The organism is Variovorax sp. RCC_210 (assembly GCF_041355175.1).
Lineage (GTDB): Bacteria > Pseudomonadota > Gammaproteobacteria > Burkholderiales > Burkholderiaceae_C > Variovorax.
Genome location: NZ_JBFUPJ010000008.1, coordinates 59,807 through 80,284, shown reverse-complemented (window position 1 = coordinate 80,284; position 20,478 = coordinate 59,807). Strand labels below are relative to the sequence as shown.

The 20,478-nt window shown below is 68.8% G+C and carries 21 protein-coding genes; 14 read left to right on the top strand and 7 right to left on the bottom strand.

Annotated features, from left to right (window positions below):
• Nucleotides 1–132: 132 nt before the first annotated feature.
• The 5 genes from AB6807_RS21900 to AB6807_RS21880 all read left to right on the top strand — a co-directional run bounded on the left by AB6807_RS21900 (nt 133) and on the right by AB6807_RS21880 (nt 5,643).
• Nucleotides 133–1,071, top strand: a complete 939-nt coding sequence (locus tag AB6807_RS21900; protein WP_116911036.1) for a DedA family protein/thiosulfate sulfurtransferase GlpE — start codon at nt 133–135, stop codon at nt 1,069–1,071.
• A 130-nt stretch (nt 1,072–1,201) separates the two neighbouring features.
• Nucleotides 1,202–2,506 carry an MFS transporter gene (locus tag AB6807_RS21895; RefSeq protein WP_371086230.1) on the top strand — a complete coding sequence of 435 codons (1,305 nt, stop codon included), beginning with the start codon at nt 1,202–1,204 and terminating at the stop codon, nt 2,504–2,506.
• Between the two features lie 12 nt (nt 2,507–2,518).
• Nucleotides 2,519–3,508 (top strand): hypothetical protein, encoded by a 990-nt coding sequence (locus AB6807_RS21890; RefSeq protein WP_371086229.1) that lies wholly within the window; start codon nt 2,519–2,521, stop codon nt 3,506–3,508.
• A 67-nt stretch (nt 3,509–3,575) separates the two neighbouring features.
• Nucleotides 3,576–4,985: a cache domain-containing protein gene (locus tag AB6807_RS21885; RefSeq protein WP_371086228.1), complete on the top strand. Its 1,410-nt coding sequence runs from the start codon at nt 3,576–3,578 to the stop codon at nt 4,983–4,985.
• 19 nt (nt 4,986–5,004) lie between these two features.
• Nucleotides 5,005–5,643 (top strand): response regulator, encoded by a 639-nt coding sequence (locus AB6807_RS21880; protein ID WP_371086227.1) that lies wholly within the window; start codon nt 5,005–5,007, stop codon nt 5,641–5,643.
• A gap of 615 nt (nt 5,644–6,258) precedes the next feature.
• Here the strand turns inward: AB6807_RS21880 and AB6807_RS21875 are convergent.
• Entirely contained in the window at nt 6,259–6,561 is a 303-nt protein-coding gene (locus tag AB6807_RS21875) for an excalibur calcium-binding domain-containing protein (RefSeq protein WP_371086226.1), read from the bottom strand.
• 99 nt (nt 6,562–6,660) lie between these two features.
• Nucleotides 6,661–6,939, bottom strand: a complete 279-nt coding sequence (locus tag AB6807_RS21870) for a hypothetical protein (protein ID WP_371086225.1) — start codon at nt 6,937–6,939, stop codon at nt 6,661–6,663.
• Between the two features lie 248 nt (nt 6,940–7,187).
• Here AB6807_RS21870 and AB6807_RS21865 point away from each other — a divergent pair, with 248 nt between their 5' ends.
• The 3 genes from AB6807_RS21865 to AB6807_RS21855 all read left to right on the top strand — a co-directional run bounded on the left by AB6807_RS21865 (nt 7,188) and on the right by AB6807_RS21855 (nt 8,653).
• Complete coding sequence (locus AB6807_RS21865) at nt 7,188–7,475, top strand: HU family DNA-binding protein (RefSeq protein ID WP_116911041.1); 288 nt, start codon at nt 7,188–7,190, stop codon at nt 7,473–7,475.
• Between the two features lie 213 nt (nt 7,476–7,688).
• Complete coding sequence (locus AB6807_RS21860) at nt 7,689–8,210, top strand: C40 family peptidase (protein WP_371086379.1); 522 nt, start codon at nt 7,689–7,691, stop codon at nt 8,208–8,210.
• The gene (locus tag AB6807_RS21855) at nt 8,207–8,653 is read left to right on the top strand and encodes a hypothetical protein (protein WP_371086224.1); all 447 of its coding nucleotides are present in this window, start codon (nt 8,207–8,209) and stop codon (nt 8,651–8,653) included. The genes AB6807_RS21860 and AB6807_RS21855 overlap by 4 nt, the downstream gene beginning before the upstream one ends.
• Nucleotides 8,654–8,678: 25 nt before the next feature.
• Here AB6807_RS21855 and AB6807_RS21850 read toward each other — a convergent pair whose 3' ends face one another.
• Together AB6807_RS21850 and AB6807_RS21845 are read right to left on the bottom strand one after the other, a co-directional pair.
• Nucleotides 8,679–9,014, bottom strand: a complete 336-nt coding sequence (locus tag AB6807_RS21850) for a hypothetical protein (protein WP_371086223.1) — start codon at nt 9,012–9,014, stop codon at nt 8,679–8,681.
• A 221-nt stretch (nt 9,015–9,235) separates the two neighbouring features.
• Nucleotides 9,236–10,510: an FAD-dependent oxidoreductase gene (locus AB6807_RS21845; RefSeq protein ID WP_371086222.1), complete on the bottom strand. Its 1,275-nt coding sequence runs from the start codon at nt 10,508–10,510 to the stop codon at nt 9,236–9,238.
• 256 nt (nt 10,511–10,766) lie between these two features.
• Between AB6807_RS21845 and AB6807_RS21840 the strand changes: the two genes are divergently transcribed.
• The 3 genes from AB6807_RS21840 to AB6807_RS21830 all read left to right on the top strand — a co-directional run bounded on the left by AB6807_RS21840 (nt 10,767) and on the right by AB6807_RS21830 (nt 14,029).
• Entirely contained in the window at nt 10,767–12,839 is a 2,073-nt protein-coding gene (locus AB6807_RS21840) for a carbon starvation CstA family protein (protein ID WP_371086221.1), read from the top strand.
• A 4-nt stretch (nt 12,840–12,843) separates the two neighbouring features.
• Complete coding sequence (locus tag AB6807_RS21835; RefSeq protein ID WP_371086220.1) at nt 12,844–13,086, top strand: YbdD/YjiX family protein; 243 nt, start codon at nt 12,844–12,846, stop codon at nt 13,084–13,086.
• Nucleotides 13,087–13,225: 139 nt separating this feature from the next.
• Entirely contained in the window at nt 13,226–14,029 is an 804-nt protein-coding gene (locus AB6807_RS21830) for a class I SAM-dependent methyltransferase (RefSeq protein WP_116911133.1), read from the top strand.
• Here AB6807_RS21830 and AB6807_RS21825 read toward each other — a convergent pair.
• Entirely contained in the window at nt 13,999–14,955 is a 957-nt protein-coding gene (locus AB6807_RS21825; RefSeq protein WP_371086219.1) for a LysR substrate-binding domain-containing protein, read from the bottom strand. The genes AB6807_RS21830 and AB6807_RS21825 overlap by 31 nt on opposite strands.
• 76 nt (nt 14,956–15,031) lie before the next feature.
• Here AB6807_RS21825 and AB6807_RS21820 point away from each other — a divergent pair, with 76 nt between their 5' ends.
• Together AB6807_RS21820 and AB6807_RS21815 are read left to right on the top strand one after the other, a co-directional pair.
• Nucleotides 15,032–16,123 (top strand): YeiH family protein, encoded by a 1,092-nt coding sequence (locus tag AB6807_RS21820; protein ID WP_371086218.1) that lies wholly within the window; start codon nt 15,032–15,034, stop codon nt 16,121–16,123.
• 124 nt (nt 16,124–16,247) lie between these two features.
• On the top strand, nt 16,248–16,667 hold the full coding sequence (locus AB6807_RS21815; protein ID WP_371086217.1) for a sel1 repeat family protein: 420 nt from the start codon (nt 16,248–16,250) through the stop codon (nt 16,665–16,667).
• Nucleotides 16,668–16,689: 22 nt separating this feature from the next.
• On the opposite strand, the gene AB6807_RS21810 is transcribed toward AB6807_RS21815, so the two are convergent.
• Both AB6807_RS21810 and AB6807_RS21805 read right to left on the bottom strand, forming a co-directional pair.
• The gene (locus AB6807_RS21810; protein WP_371086216.1) at nt 16,690–17,526 is read right to left on the bottom strand and encodes a hypothetical protein; all 837 of its coding nucleotides are present in this window, start codon (nt 17,524–17,526) and stop codon (nt 16,690–16,692) included.
• A complete protein-coding gene (locus AB6807_RS21805; protein ID WP_371086215.1) occupies nt 17,523–18,980 on the bottom strand; it encodes a DUF2314 domain-containing protein in 1,458 nt (485 codons plus the stop codon). Before AB6807_RS21805 ends, AB6807_RS21810 begins: the two co-directional genes overlap by 4 nt.
• A 329-nt stretch (nt 18,981–19,309) precedes the next feature.
• Between AB6807_RS21805 and AB6807_RS21800 the strand changes: the two genes are divergently transcribed.
• Entirely contained in the window at nt 19,310–20,353 is a 1,044-nt protein-coding gene (locus AB6807_RS21800; protein ID WP_371086214.1) for an alpha/beta fold hydrolase, read from the top strand.
• Nucleotides 20,354–20,478 lie beyond the last annotated feature (125 nt).

The window sequence follows — 20,478 nt, the reverse complement described above, 5'->3', positions numbered from 1 at the left end:
GGCCTCCCGCGGTTTTTCAATGGCCTGCCGCCGGTACGTTCTTGGGCCATGCAGGACAATCCCGCCTGGCATGAACCCCCCACCCACCCAGCGATTTTTCGCACCACCGACCGCAGCACAAGGGCACCCGGCATGGCACAGCTGATGTCGATGCTCGTGCAGAACGCGATCCTGGTGGTGTTCGCCGCCAGCTTCGCCGCGCGCCTGGGCCTGCCCGTGCCGGCGGCCGCGGTGCTGGTGCTCACCGGGGCGCTGCTGGCCGCGGGCGATGTGTCGGTGCCCGGCGTGGTGCTGGCGGCGGTGGTGGCCAACCTGCTGGGCGACGGTGCCTGGTTCTACGCGGGGCGGCGCTTCGGCTACCGCTTCATGCGCCTGCTGTGCCGCATCTCGCTGTCGCCCGACACCTGCGTGCGGCGCGGTGAATCGCTCATCACCGACTGGGGTGGGCTCTCGCTGGTGGCCGCCAAGTTCGTGCCGGGCGTGTCGGTGGTGGCCCCGCCCATGGCCGGGGCGCTGGGCATGTCGGTGCGGCGCTTCATCGGGTTCGACATTGGCGCCGCGCTGGTCTGGACGGGGTTGTTCCTCGGGCTGGGCTGGGTGTTTCGCAACCAGATCCAGGAGGTGCTGGCCGTCATGGCGCAGGCCGGCGGCATCGCCACCATCGCGCTGGCGGTGCTGCTGGTGGTCATTCTGGCGGTGCGCTACTGGCGGCGCCGCGCCTTCATGCGGCTCACGGGCATGCCGCGCATCTCGGTGGAAGAGCTGCACGCGCTGCTCGAAGGCGAGGAGCCGCCGCTGGTCATCGACGTGCGGGGCAAGGCCGGCGTGCAGGTCGACCCGCGGCGCATTCCGGGGGCGCAGTCGTACACGCTCAAGGCGCTGCAGCAGCGCGGGCTCGACCTGTCGCATGCGGCGGGGCGCGACGTGGTGCTGTACTGCAACTGCCCCAACGAGGTCTCGGCCGCGCAGGCCGCGCGGGTGCTGCTGGCGCGGGGCGCCAAGCGGGCGCTGCCGCTCACGGGCGGGCTCGATGCGTGGGTGGCCTCGGGCCGGCCCACCAGCGTCGACTGACATTCCCCTGGCATGCAGGAACCGGGAGCGCGTGCTAAGGTGCCCCGGCCCGGGTTAACCCTGGGCCACCCCTCTTTCATTTCCTGATCCACCGGGATCTCCCGACACCCGACAGCCACCGAGGCCCTTCGTGCCACTTCCCGACGCCCCCCTTCCCACCGCCGCGCAGAGCGCCCGCGCCGACGCGTCCGACCGGGCGAACGCCCAGGCCAATGCCAATGCCCAGGCCGACGCACGCGCCGACCACGCCCCCGGCCTCAGCCCCGCGCTCACGCTGGTCTTCGCCGTCGCCTGCGGCCTGTGCGTGGCCAACATCTACTACGCCCAGCCGCTCATCGGCCCCATCTCCGAGACGCTGCAGCTGCACGCCGGCCTGGCCGGGCTCATCATGACGCTGACGCAGCTCGGCTACGGCGCCGGCCTGCTGCTGCTGGTGCCGCTGGCCGACGTGGTGGAAAACCGCCGGCTCATCGTCGGCGCGTTGTTCGGCGCGGTCGTCGGGCTGGTGGGCATCGCGCTGTCGAACTCGGCCGTCACCTTCCTGGCGGCCTCTTTCGTGGTGGGCACCTGCGCGGTGGCGGCGCAGGTGCTGCTGCCTTTCGCCTCGCACCTGGCGCCCGAGTCGTCGCGCGGCAAGGTGGTGGGCAACATCATGGCCGGCCTGCTGGGCGGCATCATGCTGGCGCGGCCCTTTGCCAGCATCGTGGCCTCGGCGCTGGGCTGGCGCGCCGTGTTCTGGGTGTCGGCCGTGCTGATGGCCGTGCTCATCGCCGTGCTGTGGCGCGCGCTGCCCGAGCGCCGCCCGCATGCCTCGGTGGGCTATGCGCGCACCATGGCCTCGCTGCCCGGCATCGTGTGGAACACGCCGCTGCTTCGCCGCCGCGGCTTCTACCAGGGAATGATGTTCTCGGCCTTCCAGGTGTTCTGGACGGCCGTGCCGCTGGCGCTGGTGCACGAGTTCGGCATGGGCCAGCGCGGCATTGCGCTGTTTGCGCTGGCCGGCGCGGCGGGCGCCTTGCTCGCGCCCGTGGCGGGCCGGCTGGCCGACCGCGGGCTCACGCGGCCCGCCACAGGCTGGGCCATTGCCGTGGCGCTGCTGTCGTTCGTGCTGGGCGCGGTGTCGATGCACTTCCATTCGCTGGCCGGGCTGGTGGCCGCGGGCATCCTGCTCGACGGCGCCGTGCAGCTGTGCCAGGTGCTGAACTTTCGCAGCCTGTTCATGCTGGCGCCCGAACTGCGCGGGCGGCTCAACGGCCTGTTCATGACCTTCATCTTCATCTGTGCGGCAGTGGCCTCGGGCATTGCCGCGGCGGTGTATGCCTTTCATGGCTGGAGCGGCGTGTGCCTGCTGGGCGGCGCCTACGTGGCGCTGGCGCTGCTGTACTACGGCACCGAGTTCCGCGCGCGGGCTGGAGCCCTGGCCGTGGGCCGCTAGCCGCGGCGTTCGATGGGTTCCCCGGTTTTTTCGCGACGCGTCCACGTCACCCAGTTCGACGGCGCCCTCGTCTGGCCCACGCTGCTGGTCTGCGCGCTGTACACCGCGCTGATCATGGCTGCGACCGTCTGGATCATCGACATGGAGGCGACGGGCTGGTACATCGCGCTCGGCATGGTGGTGTGGCTCATCCTGTTCGCCCTGTGGCTGGTGGGCCTGGTGATCGTGGTGCGCGCATGGATCTGGGTCGAAACGCGCTGGCTGCGCGCGGGCAAGGCCCGGCCCAAGCCGTTCGACGCGACCGCGCAGGTCGACATCGGCGAAGACGGTTTCTCGGTCGAGGGGCTGGGCCGCGTCGACTGGATCGACGTGCTGACCATCGAGGGCATTCCCGACAGCGACAGCTACCTGATCGTTCACACACGCCCCTTCAGGAAGCTGATGCTGGCGGCGCCCGTCGACGAGCTGGCGCCGGTCATCAACCACTACCTCGAGCTGAAAAGCAACGCCGCGCCGACCCGCGCGGGCACCTTGCAGAGCCGCGCGATGGTGGTCTGCTGGCGGTGCTTCCTGGCGTGGATCTGGGCCGGCTATGTGCTGGCGGGCGCCGCGGGCATCGCCGTTTTCTCCAATGCATCGGACGCCGGGTTCCTGAAGACCATGGTGGCCCTGTGCGTGCTGCTGCCGTTGACCGCGTGGCTGGTCTGGGCGATTCCGTTCGCGCAGGTCAGCACCTTCGCGGCCTCGCGGGTGCGCGCCTTCGAACTCGACGGCACGCAGTTGCGCAGCACCGATGGCCAATGGCATGCGGACCTGATGCAGGCCCGCGTGAGCTATCGGCAGGTCAGCGGGGTGGGCTACGCGTTCTTTCTGCTTGCCGTGCGGCTGAAGGCGGGCAAGCGGTTGGACTTGCTTCTTGAGGGGAACGCGGACCAGGAAGCGCTCTTGGACGCGTTGAGGGAGCGGAACGTGCTGCTTTCGTCGGCGAACCCGGAACGCTGAACGCCCCGTTCGCAGCGTTGCTACCGCTGTAGTGGCCTCACGGCCCTGGTGGTAGTCTTGCCGCCCCATGAATCTCCGCACCAAGATCGTTGCGCTCGCCGTGGCACCGCTGCTCGTCGCGTTGGTGCTGGTGGCGCTTGCGGTGCGCCACCAGGAGCACGACCTCGCGCAGCGCGAGCGGGCCCTCATCGAGCGCAGCTACATGGCGCAGCGCCGCAGCGAGCTGCGCAGCTACGTCGACCTGGCCGTGAGCAACCTGCTGCCGCTGTATGAATCGGGGCAGGACGACGAGGCCACGCGCGCCGAGGCGCTGCGCCGCCTGGCGGCGCTGAACTACGGCGACGACGGCTACTTCTTCGTGTACGACCTGGACGGCAACTCGCTCATGCATTCGCGCCAGCCCGAGCTGGTGGGTAAGAACCTGTGGGACATGCGCGACTCGCACGGCCGCTTCACCATCCAGGAGCTGATCAAAGGGGCGAAGGACAACGGCGGCGGCTACGTGGAGTACGAGTGGCGCAAGCCCTCCAGCGCGCAGATGGCGCCCAAGCTGGGCTACGTCACGGCCATGCCGCGCTGGAACTGGATGGTGGGCACCGGCCTGTACCTGGACGACATCCAGTCGACCATGGACACGCTGGACCGGCAGATGAACGCCAACGTGACCGCCACGCTGCTGTGGATCGCCGGCATCGCCGCGCTGTGCCTGGGCACGGTCAGCGCCGCGGGGCTGCTGCTGAACCTCAGCGAGCACCGCACCGCCGAGGCCAAGCTGCGGCTGCTGGCGCGCCGCGTGGTGCAGTCGCAGGAAGAAGAGCGCGGCCACCTCGCGCGCGAGCTGCACGACGGCACCAGCCAGACGCTGGTGTCGGCCAAGCTGCTGATCGAGTCGGCCGTGGAGCAGCTCGACCGCCAGAACCACAGCCCGCCGCCCGCGCTGGGCAAGGCGCTGCAGCGGCTGAACGATTCGCTGGTGGAGGTGCGCCGCATCTCGCACCGGCTGCGACCGGCCTTGCTCGACACGCTGGGCCTGCCCGCCGCGCTCGAACGGCTGGTCGACGAGTTCCGCGAAGAGGGCAGCGTCGATGCCTCGATGATGATCGGCGGCGAGGCCTTCGAGCTGCAGCCCGAGGTGAAGACCGCGCTGTTCCGCCTCACGCAAGAGGCGCTCACCAACGTGCGCAAGCACGCGCAGGCGCAGCGCGTGAGCATCGAGCTGAACTTCGACGAAGAAGCGGGCGTGCGCCTGGAGGTGAGCGACGACGGCACGGGCTTCGACATCGAGGCGGTGCAGCTCGACGCGCGCCGCGGCATCGGCCTGCGCAACATGCGCGAGCGCATGGAGGCCATCGGCGGCAAGCTGGTGATGTGTTCCAACGACGGACGCACGTCCATCGAGGCCGAGGTGCCGGTGCGCAACGCGCGGGCGGATTCAGCAGGCGCGGCGCGTGCGGCTTACGTCGGTGCGATGGGATGACCACGACACCACCACGACCATGACGATTACTAGGACCATCCGCCTCTTCCTGGTCGACGACCACCCGCTGGTGCGCGACGGCCTGCGCGCGCGGCTGGGCTCCATGCCCAACCTGGAGATCGTCGGCGAGGCCGGCCACGCCACCGAGGCGCTGGCGCAGATCGACAGCCTGCGGCCCGACCTGATGCTGATGGACGTCGGCATGAAGGACATGAACGGCATCGAGCTGGCGGCGTTGCTGCTGCAGCGCCAGCCGGGCACGCACATCGTGATGCTCAGCATGTACGACAACCCCGAGTACGTGCAGAAGGCCCTGCAGGCGGGCGCGCGCGGCTATGTGCTGAAAGACGCGCCGGCCGCGGAGATCGTCGCGGCCATCGAGGCCGTGTCCGCGGGCGGCACCTTCCTGAGCCCGGCGGTGTCGAAGAAGCTGTTTCGCACGCAGGCGCCGCGGCCGCTGCTCACCCCGCGCGAGAGCGAGATTCTTTCCGCGCTGGGCCGGGGCGAGTCGAGCAAGCAGATTGCGCGCGACCTGGGCCTGAGCGTGCGCACGGTGGAGGCGCACCGCCAGAGCATCAAGCGGCGGCTGGGCATCGAGGGGCAGGCCGAGCTCATCAAGTACGCGGTGGAGCACGCGCGGGAATTCGGGCACGGCTGACCGGCATCGCTGACGGGCATCTCGCTGTTGACGTGCGTGCCGAGCGCGCAATTTGCGCAAAAGACAACAAACACGAAACCTGAACGAGCAAGCCGCTTCGCCTCGCGGCGGGCTGCAGTTGCCGCACATGCAAGTGGGGCAACGGTGGCGAATGCGAGGCCAAAAAAAGAGAAGAGGCGACGACCGAGGTGCTGAAACACCAAGGCCGTCTGACCACTTGACGTGCACAAAACTTTGACAAAGGAGCACACCAAGTGGCTAAGCGAACTATGGCCGGGTCGAACACCCCGGCGCTTCCCCAGACCCCGCCCGCCCCGGCGCGGCGCAACCGGAGCCGGTCGACCCCCGCTTCCCCGACACCCCCACGGCGGCGGACCGGCTGGAGAACACCCTCGAAAAACTGAACTCCCAGCTGTGGTGCTGCCACGGCACCGGCGACGGATGGTTCGAGGAAGTAGGCGAGCAGCACCGGGACAACCTGCTGTGGATCGCGTCCGACCTGGCGCGTGAGGCGGTGGGGCTGTTCCAGGCGATGCCGAACGACCAACGCCCTTGAACCGTTGCGGCGATTTCGCTGGGGCCGTGGGGCTTGGTCAGCCCTACGGCTGCCTCGGTTCAACGGCACCACTGCTGCTCGCAAGGCACCCCGTCGTTGTTGCCATCCATCTTCACGCCGGGGCAGTTCCGCAGGAAGTAGGTGGCTTCTGCGCACGAGGTCATCTGCGAGCAGTACTTGCGACCGTCGCATGCGAAGTTCGCAGCGGCCTGGCTCGGCTTGCTGGAGAAGTCGAGTGCCGGCAGCCGCTCGCTTTGCCCCGGCCTCGCGCTCTGTCCCGCGGACAACTTTCTTGTCTGGTAGTGCTCGTAGCTTTTCCAGGCGCCGAACGCCAGGAGCGCCAGCACGAGTAGGCGAACCATATGTGTGTCTCCTCCGCCTCCAGGCGTGTTCGCGGGAGCTTACAAGACATGCCTTTTAAAAGGACGGGCCTTGCAAGACGGGCTTCACGAACTGCGCAATCACCGCCAAGGCGACTCCAACCCCTTTACATCGTCAAAGACCAACTCACGCACCGCACCGCCATCGCGCGGCACCACGTACCAGCAGCGCTCCGCCGGAATGCGCCCCGCCATGAACATCACGCGCACCACGGCTTCGTGCGCGTCGATGCGCAGCACATGCGGACCCATCGGCGCTGCATCGTGCGTGCGTCCGAATTCAGTCAGTGCGCGCTCGCATGCATCGCGTCGTGAGCGCTTGCTGTCATGCCAGTTTCGAAGAAGTTCGAACCATTTCATTCTTGATGCGCTCTCATGCAACAAGAACTGCCTCCCGGTAGCGCGCGGTTGACTTCTTGACACACAGATTTCTCCGGCCTTGCCGAATGCATCCGCAGCCCCGCGCCGGGCATCGATCACGATGTTTCAATTTTGAAACCCCCGCGCTTCTCGATCCCCCCGGCGGGGCGTTTAAAGTTCGTCCCCCGGTAGCGCTTTCGCGCTATGGATTTTTCCCCAACCGTTTCATAAAAAAGGAACCACCCGTTTTGAACAAGACCGAACTCATCGCCGCCATCGCCAACGACACCAACCTCAGCAAGGTCGATGCCGCTCGCGCATTGGACTCCGCTCTCGACAACCTCTCGCGCGCCCTGGCCGGCGGCGACACGGTGCAACTCATCGGCTTCGGCGCCTTCTCGGTGGCCGCACGCCCCGAGCGCACGGGCCGCAACCCGTCGACCGGCGAGCCGATGACCATCAAGGCCAGCAAGGCACCCAAGTTCACCGCCGGCAAGGCGCTGAAGGACGCGGTCAACGCTGCTCCCGCCGCCTGATCGCACGCTCCCCCGTGCATGACGCCCTTTGGCGGCCCCGGTGCGAACGCATCGGCCGCGAAGGGCGTTTCGCTTTCAGGTTCCTCTTCAGAGAGATGGCGCGTTCCGCGATAGAGTCTGCGCACACCCACCAGACCCGTCATCCCGATGCATGAACTGCACGTCACGCACGACGCACTCCCGCCCCGGTTGTCGTTTTCGTCTTCGTCGCGCATGCCGCAGCCGTGGCCGCGGCAATGGCTCGCCAGGCTGCTGCCGCTCGCGGCCTGCGTCCTGATCGTCGGCTGCGCGGGCCCCTCCGGCGTCAAGCCGCGGCAAGGGCAGGGCCAGGCTCCCGTCGTCACCGGCGTGCCGCTGACCGACGAGCAATCGAACAGCATCGCCATCCACGCGCTCGGCCTCGTCGGCACGCCGTACCGCTATGGCGGCAACACGCCCGACGGCGGCTTCGACTGCAGCGGGCTCATCGGCTACGTGTACCTCAACAGCGTGGGCCAGTCGCCGCCGCGCACGGTGGCGCGCATGTCGGGCTTCGGCCACCCGGTGGCGATGTCGGAGCTGCGCACCGGCGACCTGGTGCTCTTCGGTTCGTCCACGCCATCGCATGCAGGCATCTACGTGGGCGGCGGGCGCTTCGTGCACGCGCCTTCGACCGGCGGCGAGGTGCGGCTGGACAGGCTCGACGGCGTGTACTGGTCGCGCCAACCGCAGCAGGCACGGCGACCCGGCGCATGACCGTGGCGCGGCCCGACGGCAGCCCCGTCTACATCGGCTACGCAGGCGAAACCGTGGTGTCGCCCAACGGTGCGCACCGCACCGTGTGGACCTACGAAACCGAGATGCCGCGCAGCGACAGCCTGAACAGCGTGATGCTCGACGGCGTCGTGATTCCGGGCCGCTACTGGGGCCGCGGCCACGCGTGGTCGCCGGACTCGGGCTACTTCACGCTGGAGAGCTACGCCGACGAAGGCAGCGTGCTGCGCATCGTGCGCGTGGCCGATCTCGCGTGGTTGAAGGTCGCGAAAAACGCGACCACGGTGTCGCTCGACTTTCCCCATCTCGTGCTGCACGGCTATGGGCGCGGCGACGATGGGTCGCACACGCGCCTCGCGTTCACGGGACACGAGCAATGGGCGCCGCTGGCATCGCCCGCGCGCTGGGCATTCGGCGAACGCTGAGGCTGTGAGGCTGCCGGCCTCGTCGTCAGTCTTCGAGGTCGCGCTGCTTTCTTCGCCGCCATGCGATGCGCTCGTCGGTGGCGCGCGCCGGTTTGCATGCCGGTCTTGCGGTGATCGCCTTACTGCGTTGCAAGGGCTGCCAATCGCCCGGCTGTTCCGCTTGCGACATGCTCAGCCACTCCGCGCCGCAATGGCTGCACGAAGCCACCAGCACGTCGCGCCCGCCGTGGCGTCCGAGCAGGGTCTGCGCGCCCAGCGCGGGCGTGCCGCAGCACGACCAGAGCAGCGTCATGTCGGGCCGCGCCCGCGCCTGACGCGCCCAGGCCGCGGCGCGGTACCAGAGCGTTGCGTTCAAGGCCATGTCAGGCCACCTCAGGCCTGGGTGGCGCGCTTGCCCGGCCTGTCGAGCTTGAGCACGCGCACCAACGCCTCTGCCGAAATCACCCACGCGGCCGCCATGGCGGCCAACCAAACGATGTCCATTGCTCACCCATGCAAATGCAATGCATCGAGTGTCTGCAGGCCCGCATAAAAACGGCATCGAATGTTCACGCGCGCGCGTAAACAAAACATAAAAGGCGCTCAGGCGCGGGGGGACTTCACGTGCTCCGGCCGCACCCCGAGGCCCACCGCGCGCGCCGGCAGCCGGCGCAACATGGGCCAGCGAGACAGCAGGCGCAAGGGCCACGGCACATGGCCCACCTTGGTGTTGACCTTGCCGCCGAGCACCGGCATCAGCACGCGGTCTTGCACCATGCGCTGCGCGGCCTGCGTCACGCGCACGGGCCATTCGCGGCGGCGCTGCAACTGCGGCAGCAGGGTGTCGATCTGCTTGTCGGTGGCGGTGCCCGCGAGCGACGCGGCCAGCAGGTTGGCGGCGGCCACGGCGTCCTGCACGGCCAGGTTGATTCCCACGCCGCCCACCGGCGACATGGCATGCGCCGCATCTCCGATGCACAGCATGCCCTTGCAGGCCCACGACTCCAGCCGGTCGACCGTCACTTCGAGCAGCTTCACCGCGTTCCAGTCGGGCAGGGCCTGCGGCAGCCGGTCCTGCATGAAGGGCGCGACCTTGGCGATCTCGGCGTGGAAGGCGCCGATGCCGCGCTGCTGCAGCGCGTCGTGCCCGCCCTTGGGAATGACGAAGGCGCACTGCCAGTAGTCGCCGCGGTTCAGCGTCACCAGGAAGTGGCCGCCGGCAATGTGGCCCGCGGTGGCGTCGGGGTCGCCGGGCTGCTTGGGAATGCGCATCCACAGCACGTCGATGGGCGCGCCGTAGCTGATGTGCGGCAGCGCCGCGGCATCGCGCAGGGTCGAATGCCGGCCGTCGGCCGCGACCACGAGCGAGGCGTGCAGCTCGACTTCCTGCGGCTTGCCGCCGGCGGGGTTGCCAGGGCTGCCAGGGCCGCGCGCGCCACGCCGGACCTTCACGCCGTTCACGCGCCCGTTGTCCTGCAGCAGGCCGATGGCTTCAGCGTCGGTCCACAGCTCGAAGCCGGGGTAGCGCCGCGCTTCCTCGCACATGAAGTCCAGAAACTCCCACTGCGGCATCAGCACCAGGAACTTGCTGTGCGAGGGCAGGTGGGTGAAGTCGGCCACGGGGAAGCCCTGGCCCTCGAAGGTGGCGCGCAGCTGGTCTACGCGGTCGTGCGGGCGCTGCAGGAAGGCATCGAGCAGGCCGAGCTCGTGCAGGATCTCGAGCGTGGACGGGTGCACGGTGTCGCCGCGAAAGTCGCGCAGAAAGTCGAGGTGCTTCTCCAGCACCACGACCTTCACACCGGCACGGGCAAGCAGCAGGCCCAGCACCATGCCGGCCGGGCCGCCGCCCGCGATGCAGCAGCGGGGGTGGTTGTCCATTGCGTCGATTCGGTTTGCTCCCTTGGACCCGATTGAAGGACCCAATTGGGTCCAAGGAAATATGGTGGCGCCTGGCGCGCTTCATGCGTGTAGGCCCGCAGGCATTGAACAGCGGGCGTGCGTCCGAAGTATTCGGGTTTTTACTTATCCGGGTTTTCCATTAAGCAAAGCCACGCACCCCGCCCACGCAGTCCGACGGATGCGCGGCGGCGCCCGCGCGGGAAGACTCGGCGGGTTCAATACTGGAGACATCCCCATGCACAGCATCCGCCGCCACCTGGTGTGGCTGGTCGTGGCCGTGGTCGGCGCGTTTGCGCTGGGCACCGTGGCCCTGACCCGTGGTGAAAGCGTCAACGCCCTCTGGGTGGTGGCCGCCGCGATCTGCACCTACCTCATCGCCTACCGCTACTACAGCCTGTTCATCGCCGACAAGGTGCTGGGGCTCGACGGCAACCGCAAGACGCCGGCGCACCGCCACAACGACGGGCTGGACTACGTGCCCACCGACAAGAACGTGCTGTTCGGCCACCACTTCGCGGCCATTGCGGGCGCGGGTCCGCTGGTGGGCCCGGTGCTGGCGGCGCAGATGGGCTACCTGCCCGGCCTGCTGTGGGTGCTGGCGGGCGTGGTGTTCGCGGGGGCGGTGCAGGACTTCATCATCCTGTTCATTTCCACGCGGCGCGACGGCCGCTCGCTGGGCGACCTGGTGAAGCAGGAGATGGGCGTGGTGCCCGGCATGATCGCGCTGTTCGGCACCTTCATGATCATGATCATCATCCTGGCGGTGCTGGCGCTCATCGTGGTCAAGGCGCTGGCCGAGTCGCCGTGGGGCACCTTCACGGTGGCCGCGACGATTCCGGTGGCGCTGTTCATGGGCGTGTACCTGCGCTTCATTCGCCCGGGGCGCATCGGCGAGGTGTCGCTCATCGGCTTCGTGCTGTTGATGCTGGCCATCTTCGGCGGCCAGGCCGTGAGCCAGAGCGCCGAGTGGGCGCCGCTGTTCACCTTCGACGGCAAGGCGCTCACCTGGATGCTGGTGGGCTACGGCTTCGTGGCCGCGAGCCTGCCGGTGTGGCTGCTGCTGGCGCCGCGCGACTACCTGTCGACCTTCCTGAAGATCGGCACCATCATCGCGCTGGCCATCGGCATCGTGTTCGTGATGCCCACGCTGCAGATGCCTGCGGTGACGCAGTTCGCGCAGGGCAACGGGCCGGTGTGGTCGGGCAGCCTGTTCCCGTTTCTGTTCATCACCATCGCGTGCGGGGCGGTGTCGGGCTTTCATGCGCTCATTTCCTCGGGCACCACGCCCAAGATGCTCGACAACGAGCGTCACGCGCGCTTCATCGGCTACGGCGGCATGCTGGCCGAGTCTTTCGTGGCGGTGATGGCGCTGGTGGCGGCGTCGTGCATCGAGCCGGGCGTGTACTTCGCAATGAACAGCCCGGGCGCGCTGGTGGGCACCACCGCGCAGCAGGTGGCGGCCACGGTGTCGGGCTGGGGCTTCGTCATCACGCCCGAGATGCTGCTGCAGACCGCCAAGGACGTGGGCGAGACCACCATCCTGGGCCGCGCGGGCGGCGCGCCCACGCTGGCGGTGGGCATGGCGCACATCCTGCACCAGGTGATCGGCGGGCAGGCCATGATGGCCTTCTGGTACCACTTCGCCATCCTGTTCGAGGCGCTCTTCATTCTCACGGCGGTCGATGCCGGCACCCGCGCCGGGCGCTTCATGCTGCAAGACCTGCTCGGCAGCTTCGTGCCCGCGCTGAAGCGCACCGACTCGCTGCCGGCCAACCTCGTGGCCACGGCGCTGTGCGTGGCGGCGTGGGGCTACTTCCTGTACCAGGGCGTGGTCGATCCGCTGGGCGGCATCAACACGCTGTGGCCGCTGTTCGGCATCTCCAACCAGATGCTGGCCGCGGTGGCGCTGCTGCTGGGCGTGGTGGTGCTGTTCCGCATGAAGCGCGAGCGCTACGCGTGGGTGGCCGCGGCGCCGGCGGCGTGGCTGCTGGCCTGCACGCTCACCGCGGGCTGGCAGAAGATTTTCTCGGCCGACCCGAAGATCGGCTTCCTGTCGCATGCGGCCAAATACACCGAAGGCATTGCCAACGGCGTGCTGGTGGCGCCGGCCAAGACGCCCGAGGCCATGTCGCGCATCGTGTTCAACGACCGGCTCGACGCCGCGCTGTGCGCGCTCTTCATGTTCGTGGTGCTCAGCGTGCTGGTGTACAGCATCAAGGCCTGCCTGGCGGCCCGCGCCGCCAACCGACCGACCACGCACGAGACGCCGTTCGAGCCGGTGGGTACCGTGTCGTCGGCGGCGCACTGAGGCCATGGGGCTCGCACTGCCGAAGGCCGGGCTCGAAACCGGACGGGAAGCTGGCCGCGAAGTCGGCCGCTATATCGCGCGCACGCTCAGGCAATCGTTGCGGCTCATGGTCGGGTTGCCCGACTACGACGTGTACCTGACGCACATGGCGGCCACCCACCCCGACCAGCCGCCGATGAGCTACGAGGCCTTCTTCCGCGAGCGGCTCGAGGCGCGGTACGGCGCGGGCAAGGGCCGCTGCTGCTGAGCGCGGTGCCGGTGGTGCCCATGGCACCCGCCGCGCAGGCATCGCGTTACGCTTCTTTCGCGCCGTGCCTATGCGCGCGCCGGCGCCGGGCCTAGAGTTTGCCCACGTCCGCAGCCTCGCGGCCGGCACGGAGGGCGACATGAGCCAGGATCCATTCGCTGAGTTCAAGCAGCGCCAGCGGCAGATGTGGTCGACCTTCGCGCCCACCGCCATGTTCACGCCGCCGGTGGCCGGCCACCTGGTGCGCTTCGCGCAGGTCGAGCCCGGCGAGGCGGTGCTCGACGTGGGCACGGGCACCGGCGTGGTCGCCATCACGGCCGCGCGCCGCGGCGCCAAGGTGACGGGGCTCGACCTGACGCCCGAGCTGCTGGCACTGGCGCGCGACAACGCCCACATCTCGCGCCACGAGGACATCGAGTGGACCGAGGGCGACGCGGAGCAGCTGCCGTACCCCGATGCCTCCTTCGACGTCGTGCTCAGCCAGTTCGGCCACATGTTCGCGCCGCGTGCCGAGGTGGCCATTGCCGAGATGCGCCGCGTGCTCAGGCCCGGCGGGCGCGTGGCCTTCGCGACCTGGCCGCCGGAGCACTTCGTGGGCCGCATGTTCGCCTTTGTCGGGCGCAATTCGCCGCCCCCGCCGGCCGGGGCCTCGCCGCCGCCGCAATGGGGCAACCCGGCCACCGTCACCGAGCGGCTGGCGCCGCACTTCGGCGCGCCCTTCTTCGAGCGCGGCACCATGCACTACCCGGCGCTGAGCATCGACCACTTCCGCATGTTCATGGAGCGCTCGATCGGCCCGATGCAGAAGCTGGTCGAAAGCCTGGCCGCCGACCCGCAGAAGCTGGCCGCGCTGCGCGACGAGTTCGACGCGATGGCCGCGCCGTATTTCTCCGGCAACGTGATGCACCAGAACTATTTGCTCACGCGCGCGCGGGTGCGTTGAGGGGCAGGCGCGGGGGCAGGGGCGGGGGCGGGCCTGGGCCCGGGCTTCGCCGCGTCCAGCAACTCGGCCATCTTCAGCGCCGCGGGTGCCAGCGGCCGGCTCTTCAGCGCCAGCCGGTAGAGCGGCCGGGACAGCCTCGCGTCACCCGCCAGCTTCAGCTCGCGCAGCGTGCCCAGCGCCAGCATGTCGGCCACCACCACGCGCGGCAGCATCGAGATGCCGACGCCGCTGGCCACGGTGCGGGCGATGGCCTCGTTGCTGGCCATTTCCATCCAGGGCAGGGCGGCGATGCCGTGGGCCGCGCACAGCGCCTCGGTGGCCTGGCGCGTGCCCGAGCCCGCCTCGCGCAGGATCCAGTTCTGCCGGCCCAGCAGCTCGGCCGACACTGTGCGCCGCGGCAGCGCTGAATCGGGCGCGACCACCAGCGTGAGCGGGTCGGCCTGCCATTCGTTCACCTCGATGCGCTCGTCGTCCACGCGGCCTTCCACCAGCGCCATGTCGATGCGGCATTCGAGCAGCTGCTCGCACACCCACTGCGTGTTGCCCACCGTCACGCGCGGCACCACCGCCGGGTAGGCGGCGCAGAAGGCGGCCACGTATGGCGGCAGCCAGTAGCTCGCCACCGTGGTGCTCGCGCCGATGGTGAGGCTGCCGCGCTGCACGCCCACGCGGGCGCGCACGTCGTCGAGCGCGGCGCGCTCCATCGCGAAGATGCCGCGCGCATGCGTGAGCAGCGAGGCCCCCGCTTCGCTCAGCCTGAAGCCCTTGCCGGTGCCGCGTTCGATCAGCGTCAGGTCGAGCTGGTGCTCCAGCTCCCGAATGCCCTTGGACACCGCGGGCTGGCTGATCCACAGGCTCTCGGCCGCGCGAGAAAAGCTGCCCGACTCCGCTACGGCGACGAAGAGGCGCAGCAGGTGCAGGTTCATAGCCATAACTTCAGTTCATGCATCGGTGAAGTTTATGTCTTTGACTCATGGGTTGCCAGTTTCTAACCTCGGGGCCATGCAGTCATTCGTCGCTTCGCTGTCCGGGCTTTCGGGCTTCACCTCCGTGGGCTTCACCTTTCTTCGCACCCGCTGGCCCGGCGTGCTGCTGGCCCTGCTGCTCGCGGGCGTGGCGGCGCTGCTCGCGCAGTGGGGGCCGATGGTGCGGATGGGCCTGAGCGCGCTCACGTTGGCCATCGCGCTGGGCATGGTGGTGGGCAACACCGTGTTCGCGCCGGTGGCCGAGCGGGCCGGGCCGGGCGTGGACTTCGCGCGCAGCACGCTGCTGCGCGCGGGCATCGTGCTGTACGGCTTTCGCATTTCACTGCACGACATCGGCGCGGTCGGCTGGCCCGGCCTGCTGATCGCCGCGGCCATGGTGGCGCTCACTTTCTGCGTGGCGCTGTACGTGGGCACGCGCTGGCTGGGGCTCGACCGGCAGACGGCCGCGCTCATCGGCGCGGGCAGCGCCATCTGCGGCGCCGCGGCCGTCATGGCCACGCAACCGGTGGTGCGTGGTGAAGAGCACAAGGTGTCCGTCGCGGTGGCCACGGTGGTGGTGTTCGGCACGCTGTCGATGGTGGCCTACCCGCTGGTGTTCCCGTACCTGGGGCTGTCGGAGCATGCCTTCGGCCTGTTCGCGGGCTCGACCATCCACGAGGTGGCGCAGGTGGTGGCGGTGGGCGATGCCATCGGGCCCGCGGCGGCCAACGCGGCGGTGGTCGAGAAGATGCTGCGCGTGATGATGCTGGCGCCGTTCCTGATGGTGCTGTCGTTCCAGGCCGCCGCATCGTTCAGGGGTGCGGCCACGCAGGGCGCGGCCGGCTTCCGGCAATGCTGCAGCCAGGTGCGCGTGCCGTGGTTCGCGGTGCTGTTCATCGCGGTGAGCGCGGTGCATTCGCTGGGCGTGCTGCCGCGTGATTTGGTGGCGGGGCTGGTGCAGCTCGACACCCTGCTGCTGGCCACCGCCATGGCCGCGATGGGCCTGCGCACCAGCGTCGCGAGCCTGCGCCGCGCCGGGGTGCAGCCGCTGAAGCTGGGGGCGCTGCTGTTCGTGTTCCTGACGGTGGGCGGCTACGTGGTGAACGCGGCGGTGCTGTCGCTGTTCTGAGCCCTGCATGAACACAGCAGGCCGGGCCTCAGCCAGCCGCTGAGGCAGGCTGCGCCAATTCCAGCTTCCGCGAAGCGCGAGCCCGCGAGACCATGTCGTTCACCTCATTCGTGGAGAACCGACGATGTCATCCGAACTCAATCAGATTGCCAGCTGGTCGCTGCGCTGGCGCATCTGCCTCTCGGGCCTGCTGTGCCTGGTGGCCGCGCTGTTCGCGGCCAACCCGTCCGACGCCAGCGCGCAGATACAGGCGGAGCAGCGCTTTCAGATGGCGCTCGAGGCGCAGGCCGACCGCGACTACCGCGGCATGCTCGAACTGCTCCGGCAGGCCGCCGAAGAGGGCAGCGCCGAGGCGCAGGAAATGCTCGGCATGGTGCTGCTGAGCGGCCCCACGCTGTACGGTCCGGCCGTGCAGGCCGACCGCTGCGAGGCGCGAGAGTGGATGCACCGCGCGGCCGTGCAGGGCAGCGAAACCGCGAAGGTGCAGCTGGCCTTCCTGAACCGGCTGCGCGGCTCGCCGGAAGGGCGCAACGTGTGCGGCTGATGCTTGCTTGCGCCGCAGGCCGCTAGGCGACCGCCCCGCGAACCATCGGCTCCCGTATCGCGGCCCGCGCCAGCCGCCACGCCGCGAACAGGAACACCAGCGGCAGCACGATGGTCTGCAGCACGAAGAGGGCGATGAGCTTCACGATGCGCTCGGCCCAGTCGGAGGCAGACTTCGCGATCGAGTCGTATGTGGCCTTCAGGTCGGCTGGCTTCATCAACCAACGCGCGATGCGTTCTCTCAAGCTTTCCTTCGCCACAGGCACTTCCTTTGTGGCCTCGACGACGCTGGTGGGTGATCGCTCGATGTCCGACAGCGCGACTTGGTAGTCGCTGGCCATGAATGTGCGATAGATGCCTTCACTCGCCATGGCACTCAGCGGGACCGCAAAGCGCACCAGCAATACCCCGATCAGGAGCGATTGCAGCCAGCGTGGCGAACGTCCGAACTGCCAACGCCACATGAACCAGACTACCGCTATGCCGCTCACGATCCAGGGCATCAGGTGGTGGGCGCCAATCTTCAGCAGGGTGAGTTGAATGCCGAACGAAACGCTGACTGCCAGCATGACCGCTGCGAACTGCTCGAGGAGTTCATTCAGCGGCTTCAGTGCTTGCCCCGGCGCAAAGCTCACACCGACCCCCGCTGGCGTGGCCTCGACTTGAGTGCCTTGTGCGACCGAAACGACCGCGCCGATCGCACGCGCAGCGGCAAAGGTGGTCAGTGCGCGCTTCAGTCCGGCTTCGACTTGTTCTTGCGCGGGCTTGTAGATCGGCGCGATCCAGCACCCGGCAAGCACGGCGATAGCTATCACCAACAGGTAGAGCCGCTGCCGGCTGACGTTCGTCACGGTATTCACTTCTTTGCTCCTTGCATGCGCTGGATGATCTTGCTCGTCTCGTTGCCTTCTTCACGCCCGTCAGGGTGCCTGCGCGCGTAGTCGAACACCTTGGCCTGCGACACCTTCACCATCTGGCCCGCGTGCAGGCTGGGCACGTCGACCGGCTCGTTCTTCAGCAGCCCTTCGATGGTGTCGCCGTTCCACTTCGCGACCTCCACCCACATCCATTCGTTGCCTCCGTCGCGCGTGGCGAAGGGCGCCTTCACCAGGATGTATTCGCCGGGCTGCAAGCCCTTGGCAAAGGCGTCGCGCAGCTGGGGCAGTTGGGCATTGGCCGCCTTGCTGGCCGCGCGCAACTCGTCGTTGTGCTTCAGCCGCGTGACCGCGTCTTCGTCGGTGCCGAAGGCCGCGACCAGCATGGCCGTCTGCTGCGCATAGCGGTCGGGGCCGGCGTAGCGGTCGAAGCGAATCTCGTACAGCCGGTTGCGCGGGTCGCCGTCTTCCCACTTGCCGGTGACCAGGGAGAGCTTCGCCGTGGCGCTGGCGTTGGGCTTCAGGTTGGCCAGCAGCGGGTCGCGCGCGGCGGCGAGGCGCAGCGCGCGCACGTCCAGGTCGTACTGGCCGGCGCGCGGCAGCGTGGCGCCTTCGCCCAGCGCCTGCGCGAAGGTGTTCACCAGGTTGCCCATGGCGCGGTTGCTCGACCATGCGAAGTCGCTCACCACCACGTCGGGCAGCCCGAACTTCGACATGCCCAGCGTGATGGCGCGCACCAGCGTGTCGCTGCGGTAGGCGTGAATGATGGTCTGCTTCGCCATGTCGGGCACGTTGCCCGACCACGAGTCGATGCGCCGCGCCTGCCACGCGTCGGGCGTGAAGACCTCGCGCGTTTCCTCGTCCCACAGCAGGCCGTTGGTGTCGCGCGCCACCTGCTGCGCCAACTGCAGCGCCTTCAGCATGGCGGCGGACGACTGCTGCGCGGGGTGCGCGAAGTCGAGCACCAGCGCGCGGTCGGCCTTCTGCAGGGCTTCGGCCTGCTCGCGCGACAGGCCGCGGCCGAAGCGCTGCAGCATCTCCAGGCTGGGCGCGCGGTAGTCCTGCAGCACGGTGGTGGTGTTCCAGTTCGCGAAGACCACGGGCTCGGTCGCCTGCGCGGGCGTGGGCATGGCGCCCAGCAGCTTGGGGCCGCCCAGCTTGGCGAGCCGGCTGCGCAACGCGGCCATCGGGTCGGTGGCCGGGGGCTTGGCGTAGTAGATGGCGAACTGGAAGTGAATGGGTCCGGCCTGCGGCGAGCCGGCGGGCACGGGCGTGCCGGGCGCTGCCTTGGCAACGCCGGGCGTCGCTGCCTGGGGTTGCTGTTGCTGTTGTTGCTGCTGTTGTTGCGCAGTCGGGTTCGCGGCAAGGCACGGCGTGCCCGCGCAGAGAACCAGCGCCGCGAAGGCGATGCGATGGATGAAGGTCGTTGGCAGGGGCATGGGTGTGAACGTCTGTCGATGCTGCGGAAGGCCGCATTCTCGTTGCGGCGAAAGACGTGGATGCACGCAGCGGGCCACCGATGAACTTCGCGCGGCCGGGCCGCCTCGGTCCTGCGGAATGAAATTTAGTGTCTGCAAAACCCCCGTCGATACACAGCGATACGAAACGCCGGTTCTTCGGCGGCCAGGGGAAGAAGATCGCGGCCGTCAGTCGCTGCAACGCTTGCACGTGTCACTCACGAGCAAGGCATCGACCGCCCTTCAACCCCGTTCAACACTGTTCAACGCTGTTCAACCGCGAACTCTTGCCACGCAAAAAGGAGATCCCCATGTCCGCTCCCTTCCAGCTCCCCCGCCGCTCGTTCCTCGGCACCGCCGCGCTCGGCGTGGCCGCCGCCCAGCTCGCGGTGGGCCTGCCTGCCTTCGCCCAGTCGTCGGGTGCCTCCGCACCGAAGAACGCGCAAGTCCCGCTGCGCCGCCTCGAGCCCTTGAAGAGCATCGATGCCGGCTCGCTCAACGTCGGCTATTACGAGGCCGGCCCCGCCACCGGCGAGCCGGTGATCCTGCTGCACGGCTGGCCCTACGACATCCACATGTTCGTCGACGTGGCGCCGCTGCTGGCCGCCGCGGGCTTCCGGGTGATCGTGCCCTACCTGCGCGGCTACGGCAGCACGCGCTTCCTGTCGGCCGACACGGCGCGCAACGGCCAGCAATCGGTGGTGGCGGTGGACATCATTGCCCTGATGGACGCGCTGAAGATCAAGACCGCCACCGTCGCCGGCTGCGACTGGGGCGCGCGCACGGCCTGCATCATGGCCGCGCTGTGGCCCGAGCGCGTGAAGGCGCTGGTGTCGGTCAGCGGCTACCTCATCGGCAGCCAGGAGGCCGGCAAGACGCCGCTGCCGCCCGCCGCCGAGTTGCAGTGGTGGTACCAGTACTACTTCGCCACCGAGCGCGGTCGCGCGGGCTACGAGAAGAACCGGCACGACTTCGCCAAGCTCATCTGGCAGACCGCGTCGCCCAAGTGGGCGCTCGACGACGCCACCTTCGATCGCAGCGCCGCCGCGCTCGACAACCCCGACCACGTGGTCATCACCGTGCACAACTACCGCTGGCGCCTCGGCCTGGCCGAGGGCGAGGCCAGGTACCAGCCGCTGGAAGACAGGCTCGCCAAGGCCCCGGTGATCGGCGTGCCCACCATCACGCTCGAAGGCGATGCCAACGGCGCGCCGCACCCCGAGCCCGCCGCCTACGCGAAGAAGTTCTCGGGCCCCTACGAGCACCGCACGGCCACCGGCGGCATCGGCCACAACCTGCCGCAGGAAGCGCCCGAGGTGTTCGCCAAGGCCGTGGTGGACGTGGCGCGCCGCTGAGCACCTTGCTTTTTTCAGTTGCACTGCAGGCCCCCGCGCGGGGCCTGTAGTGCTTTTTGCGCATGACCTTCGGCACTGGCTGCGCGAATACCCCTCGCCTAAGGTTCGAGCCTCGCGCGCCCGAA